Origin of the sequence: Kitasatospora sp. MBT63, from assembly GCF_000710465.2 — a bacterium.
Lineage (GTDB): Bacteria > Actinomycetota > Actinomycetes > Streptomycetales > Streptomycetaceae > Kitasatospora.
In genome coordinates, this window is sequence record NZ_JAIZ01000651.1 from 21,875 (window position 1) to 24,248 (window position 2,374).

Genomic DNA, 2,374 nt, shown 5'->3' on the forward strand with positions numbered 1-2,374 from the left:
CGCCGTCTCCCGTCGCGGTGCACGCTGTCCGGCCGCGGTGCATCGTGGGCGATCCGCCCTTGGCGGGAGCGGGGAGGGGCTACTTCCGGCCGTCCGCCGCGCGCGGCGCCGATATCCGCCGGCATTTCCACCGGCGGGGGGACGGCAATTCGGCTACGGGGTGGAGCGCAATTCCGCCGGACGGTTTGTTACCCGCCGGTTGACCCCGGGGCCCGCAGGCCGCAGTATCGGGGCACCCACCGAGCCCTGGAGGACCGTTCGCATGGCACTGGACGCCGACGTCATCGTGATCGGAGCCGGCCTCGCGGGCCTGGTCGCCACCGCCGAACTCGCCGACGCGGGACGCAAGGTGATCCTCCTCGACCAGGAACCGGAGACCAACCTCGGCGGTCAGGCCCACTGGTCCTTCGGCGGGCTGTTCCTGGTGGACTCGCCCGAACAGCGCCGGATGCGGATCCGCGACTCGCACGAACTCGCCTGGCAGGACTGGCTCGGCACGGCCGGCTTCGACCGCCCCGAGGACGAGTGGCCCCGCCGGTGGGCCGAGGCCTACGTGGACTTCGCGGCCGGGGAGAAGCGCTCCTGGCTGCACCGCCAGGGCGTGCGGTTCTTCCCCGTGGTCGGCTGGGCCGAACGCGGCGGACTGCTCGCCAGCGGCCCCGGCAACTCGGTGCCGCGCTTCCACATCACCTGGGGCACCGGACCCGGCCTGGTCGAGCCGTTCGCCCGGCGGGTACGGGCGGCGGTCGCCGCCGGCCGGGTGGAACTGCGGTTCCGGCACCGGGTCACCGGGCTGGCCGCCACGGCGGGCGCCGTCGACACCGTCAGCGGCGAGGTACTGGTGCCGAGCGACGTCCGCCGCGGCGAGGCCAGCTCCCGCGAGGTCGCGGGGGCCTTCGAACTCCGGGCCCAGGCTGTGGTCGTCTCCTCCGGCGGGATCGGCGGCAACCACGAACTGGTCCGCAAGGCCTGGCCGGCCCGGCTCGGCACCCCGCCCGAGCGGCTGCTGTCCGGCGTTCCCGCGCACGTCGACGGCCTGATGCTGGGCATCGCCGGCGCGGCCGGCGGCCACCTTATCAACGGCGACCGGATGTGGCACTACACCGAGGGCATCGAGAACTGGGACCCGATCTGGGCCCGGCACGGCATCCGGATCCTGCCCGGGCCGTCCTCGCTCTGGCTCGACGCCCGCGGCAACCGGCTGCCCGTCCCGCTGTTCCCCGGCTTCGACACCCTCGGCACCCTCGAACACATCATGACCACCGGGCACGACCACACCTGGTTCGTCCTCACCCAGAAGATCATCGAGAAGGAGTTCGCGCTCTCCGGCTCCGAGCAGAACCCCGACCTCACCGGGAAGTCCGTCAAGGGCGTGCTCGGACGGGCGCTGCCGGGCGCGACCGGGCCGGTCGAGGCGTTCAAGAAGCACGGCGCCGACTTCGTGGTCGCCGACACCCTCACCGAACTGGTCCGGGGCATGAACGCCAAGACCCCCGAAGCGCCGATCGACGAGGCCGCGCTGCGGCGCGAGATCGAGGCCCGCGACCGGGAGATGGCCAACCCGTTCAGCAAGGACCTCCAGGTGACCGCCATCCACGGCGCCCGCCGCTACCTCGGCGACAAGCTCATCCGCACCGCCACCCCGCACCGCCTGCTCGACCCCAAGGCCGGCCCGCTGATCGCCGTCCGGCTCAACATCCTCACCCGCAAGTCGCTCGGCGGACTCCAGACCGACCTGTCCTCGCGGGTGCTGCGGGCGGACGGGTCCGTGCTGGACGGCCTCTACGCGGCCGGCGAGGCAGCCGGGTTCGGCGGCGGCGGCGTCCACGGCTACCGCTCCCTGGAGGGGACCTTCCTCGGCGGGTGCATCTTCTCCGGCCGCGCGGCAGGGCGGGCGGCGGCGCAGGCAACGGCCTGAGGCCGGGGGATGCTCCCAGTGCCCCTGAGTGGGTTGCTCGTCAGGGGCGCGGGGAACTGCGCGGGGCGGGAGCGTGTGGGTGGTGGGCGGCGACGGTGGGTGGATACGTCGTGCGTTGCCGGGTTTGAGGTGGGGGTCTTCCGCTGCGCGCAGTTCCTCGCGCCCCTGGGGGGCTGGTCGTTGGGGGTGCCTCGCTGCGGGGGCGGGGTGGTGGGGGAGAATCGGCGGAGGATCGAGTGGTCCGCCGCCGGTCCTGGTGGTGGGCCCCGGTGGGAGGAGACCGATGGCCCGCATGCCCCGCAAGGAACCCGTCGCCCCGGCCGCGCCGGTGACGGTGACGGTCTGCCGGGGGTGCTGCTGCGGCGTGGCCGCCAAGTACCCGGGGGTGGACCACCCCGGCCAGGTGGCGAAGTTGAAGGCGGACGTGGGTACGGCGGGCCGGGGCCGGGGGGGCGA

1 protein-coding gene and 1 pseudogene are annotated in these 2,374 nt (G+C 74.0%); both read left to right on the top strand.

Going from position 1 to position 2,374, the window contains the following annotated elements; genetic code table 11:
* Positions 1–262: 262 nt before the first annotated feature.
* Positions 263–1,918, top strand: coding sequence for an FAD-binding dehydrogenase (locus tag AA75_RS34260; protein WP_033824260.1), 1,656 nt, complete (start codon positions 263–265; stop codon positions 1,916–1,918).
* A gap of 292 nt (positions 1,919–2,210) precedes the next feature.
* Positions 2,211–2,374 (top strand): annotated as a pseudogene (locus AA75_RS52750) ((2Fe-2S) ferredoxin domain-containing protein); the annotation flags it as partial.

What these genes read in the sequence shown, in the direction of transcription:
- AA75_RS34260 (WP_033824260.1), top strand. Translation starts at nt 263, where the DNA reads ATGGCACTGGACGCCGACGTCATCGTGATCGGAGCCGGCCTCGCGGGC.